At 49.5% G+C, this 4,236-nt stretch carries 3 protein-coding genes; all 3 read right to left on the bottom strand.

The features are described from left to right. The coding region (locus J4G02_21265; protein MCE2397054.1) for an aldo/keto reductase at positions 1-908 on the bottom strand (908 nt) is incomplete at its 3' end. 40 nt (positions 909-948) lie between these two features. Further along, positions 949-2,886 (bottom strand): hypothetical protein, encoded by a 1,938-nt coding sequence (locus J4G02_21260; protein MCE2397053.1) that lies wholly within the window; start codon positions 2,884-2,886, stop codon positions 949-951. 50 nt (positions 2,887-2,936) lie between these two features. Then, positions 2,937-3,914 (bottom strand): Gfo/Idh/MocA family oxidoreductase, encoded by a 978-nt coding sequence (locus J4G02_21255; GenBank protein MCE2397052.1) that lies wholly within the window; start codon positions 3,912-3,914, stop codon positions 2,937-2,939. Positions 3,915-4,236 lie beyond the last annotated feature (322 nt).

Raw genomic sequence — 4,236 nt, 5'->3', positions numbered from 1 at the left:
GTCCAACCGACAGCACCAATATTGTCGTTCAGGTGTTCGATTGTGTCGGCACCGCTGATAGCAACCGTGATTTCTGGATGCGAAAGCACCCAAGCTATAGCCAGTTGAGCAGGTGTTTTCCCCAATTCATCAGCGAGCTGCCTAACGGTTGTTATAACCTGCGCGGAACGTTCATCCATCATTCGGGAAAAATCGTCCTTACGTCCCGCAAAAAGAGTCCCCGATGGGGGTGGACGATCCGGTGAATATGCCCCACTGACAAGACCGACTGCCAACGGACTAAACGCCATCGTTCCCAATCCCATATCTCTTACCATACTAAACATCTCGCCTTCCATCTGACGATTTAGCAAATTGTATAGATTTTGGACGCACATATACGGCGTTATGTTGTGCTTGTCCGCAGTCCAGAGCGATTTGCAAACTTGCCACGCCGCATAATTGCAACACCCGACGTAACGCGCCTTACCCGCACGAACGATATCGTCTAACGCCCGTATCGTCTCCTCAAGTGGCGTTAATTCATCGAAGCGATGGACCAGATAGACGTCAACATGGTCTGTGTCCAACCGCTTGAGCGACCGCTCCACTTCGCGCATGATGTGATACCTCGATAAGCCTTCATCGTTCGGACCTGATCCTGTGGGGGCGGCGACCTTCGTGGTAATCACAACGTTATCCCGCTTACCTTTGAGCGCCTTGCCCAGAATCACCTCTGAACGCCCCTGATTGGCTCGATCATCCATTGGACCGTACCAATTTGCACAATCGATGAGGTTGATTCCAAGTTCAAAAGCATGCTCGATGACTCTCTGGGCTTCTGCTTCATCGGGCTGCCCTCTGAAGCCCAAGCCGAAAGCCAACCGGCTCACTTGGACGCCGGCGGTTCCAAAGTTTACATATTCCAAAATCCTGTCTCCCTCTGTTGAAATTTTTGCAATCTAAGTTTCAATACCATGTCCCGCCATTCAAGTAAATCATATACGTCTGCTGCTGTGTAAGGACGCCGTAGATCATCCAGAGTCCTCCAGTTATGAAGTCACCCAAGATCAAACCAAAGAAGAACGGGATGGAGCGTTGATATCCTCTGACCTGACCAACTCGCAAAATAATGGCTTTCACTGTCCAACTGATAAGAAAAGTAAACCAAAAGTAATCAATAGCAAAGCTAACGGCAAGTGGGTAACCGGCAGGATGGAGGGGCCACCAAAAGAAACGGGTTCGCAAGACATGAAGGACTATTACGATCGCCATACCAACGCCCATGAATGTAGTACGCGGCACGTTGGGCGGCATTGGGTGGAACAACCAGTTTTCTAATCGGGTCCAAGCAGTATTGGCGACCCAACCCTTGAAGAATGATACCCGCGCCGACGCACCGTCCCGGTACATCATGTCTAGGTTTGTCCACATCCCAACAATGAGCGCTACAGCTGCCCCTACCATCATCGCAATTATCAATCTACGACCATTAATGCGAGCAACTTCAGCCATCTTGAGCGGTTCAAACTGATTCGGCATCGCGTGCGATCGGTAACTCCGATTGAACCATTGATAGAAACTTATCACGGTTAAACTACCACCACCCCAAGTCAGCGTCCCTAAAGCGGTCACCATCATGTCCGCAGGATGGTTGAAGATACCGTGGGGCGCGCCGAATTCCGCCCTTAAACGGGTCACAGCAATAGCAATAGCAAAATAAAGTCCAAAGAAAACTGGAATGGCTATTACCGACATACCCGCCTGATAAGAGAAAATAAACAAGAACAGAAATCCGCCAATCAGTCCAAAGAGTGCTGTCCGATAGCGCATCGGCTCGTCTGCATCGGCAGCAGATTTTTCAGAAAATGCTGTCCGAAACGCAAAAACCAAATGCCTCCGCGTTACCCAAATAGCAATGAGGCACATGCAGATCCATGCGCCGGCAGATTGTTCATAGAAGTAGGGAAAGCCGGGGAGCGTGTCCAACCCAAGATAGCTACTTAATACGCGGCTGAACTGACGTATCAGAAAGAAAAACCAGCAAGTAAACGAGAGGTCCAACGGCAGAAAAAAACCGAGCCCGATCATGAACGGATAGAAGGATATCATCGTATTGGACATCGCATCCCAAGGCTTCTCAGTGAGCTGTCTGCCGATAAAGTGTAGCTTGAGATGAAGGTATGGAACAGACGGGAAAAGGACATGTAACCCGTTCATGAGGTCCAAGACGAAAGGGATAGAGAATCCGACCCATAGTAGACCATTCCGCAAAAAATGCGACGACTGCGTCATCGCTACAGGTAGCTGGATGATTGGAAATGCGAGCCGTTCAGTATGCACCCACTGCCGTCGAACGAGGGTGTTGATGCAGTGGAGCATAAATAGCAAGACCAGTGTGAACACCGTCCAAACTATCATGGGGCGCAGCCATGCTTTGAAGTGCTTAGGCTCGTAAAAGGAGGCGTCCCCTTCGTAGTATCCGGTTAATATGGCATCGGGTGGGCTGGCGGTAAACCAAGGTGGGATGTAATGGAAAAAGAGTTCCTTCCATTCATTCTCCTGGGTCGCAAATTGGTAGGGGTGGAGAGCGATAGCGAAAAGATCCTGCAACATCCCATACGATGCGATCGAAGTCGAAATCACAATCATCGAGTAGATGGTGAGGAGTTCTCCCATCGAGAATTGAATCCGTGGCCACAGCCGCAATATACCGTTGTTGAGCACGACCAACCAGAACAGGAGAAAGATCGGATAGATGAATATCGGCAGCGCAGTTGCTTCCGCTCGGTATTTCATCTCCGTAATTGTTACCCAATAGGCATTGAAGGCGACAAGCGCCAGACCAATTAGGACAGCGCGTCCCGTTGCTCCTTTATTCCGCCGCTGTGTTTTAATTTCTTCCAATCACAATCTCCATTTTCACGAATGACACGAGAAACAGACTTGGAATGTCCTCAGACACTCAGGACTTTCCCCTCTCTGGCTGATTGGTAGATTTTCTCCAACAGTGCAACGGTTCGGCGCCCTTCCCTGCCATCAACTCTCAGATCTCCACCTTCCTCAAAAGCCTGAACAAAATCTTCGATGATACTGTGAATGGGATTCTCAATCTGTTGGAGCCGTTCCTCTAATCCTTCACCAAAGACACGCATCTTCCCGCCAAGCACATCGTCAACCAGAATCCCGCCTTCAGTCCCATGTACTTCAGCACTGAAATAGACGCTCGTCGGAAAGGTTGTTGTCCCAACAATGACCCCTTTGGCACCGCTTTTAAAGTTCACGATTGCAAGCCCGATGTCTTCGGTTTCAATGTCATGATTCATAATTGCCATCTCGCCGTAGGCTGATTCAAAATCGCCCATGAACCAAGAAATAAGATCTAGCAGATGTGCCCCCTGATTCGCCAGAGATCCGCCACCATCCATCTCCCACGTTCCACGCCAGCCCCCGTTCCTCTCAAAATACTCGTCGGCTCTGAACCACTTGAAGCGGACCTCGCCTAGAATAGGCTGACCGAGCCATCCACGCTGAAGGGCTTCAGCGACACGATAGTTGGTGTCCACATAGCGACTTTGATAATCAACAGCTAGCTTGACGCCTGCCTCGTCACAGGCGGCGATGAGGCGATCGCAGGCTTCGGTTGAAACGTCCATTGGCTTGGTAGTAATCACATGCTTTCCCGCCTGTGCTGCGCGGATGCCGAGTGCTGCGTGGGTCCCGCTCGGCGTCATCATCATCACGCAGTCGATATCGCTCCGTCCCAAGACATCATCCAGATTCGGTGTCCACTCGGTGTCAAGTTCCTCAGCGATCTGTTTGGCAAGAGCTTCGTTCAAATCGACGACGCACTTCAGCTCAGCACCTTCTGTGTTTTTAATCATCCGAGCGCGGCTGCTGCCCACGCCTAAACCCACAACTGCGAAATTGACCATATTGTAAAATCCTTTTTGCTTGACATACTCCCACACCTAAAGTTTCAGTTCGGTGTAATTTTACCTCCGCAATTCCATCAGTATTGAAATAATCCAACAGACTCGGGATCTGCCTCCCTAGTCTAGAAACTTGAGTATTAGCTCTAAAAACGATTTAGACAATCAAAACACACATTCTCATGCTGTGTGAAGTGTGTATTGTAGCACCTTCTAGCATCGTTGGCAAGTGGAAAAAATGATCTTATTACCAAAAAATCCTTTAGGTCTAAAGCCCAAGCATTTGTGCTTTGGATACAGATTGCTTTAGCACGGTTTTGCGTTG

This window comes from Candidatus Poribacteria bacterium (assembly GCA_021295755.1).
Classification (GTDB): domain Bacteria; phylum Poribacteria; class WGA-4E; order WGA-4E; family PCPOR2b; genus PCPOR2b.
This window is presented reverse-complemented; position numbering and strand designations above follow the sequence as displayed.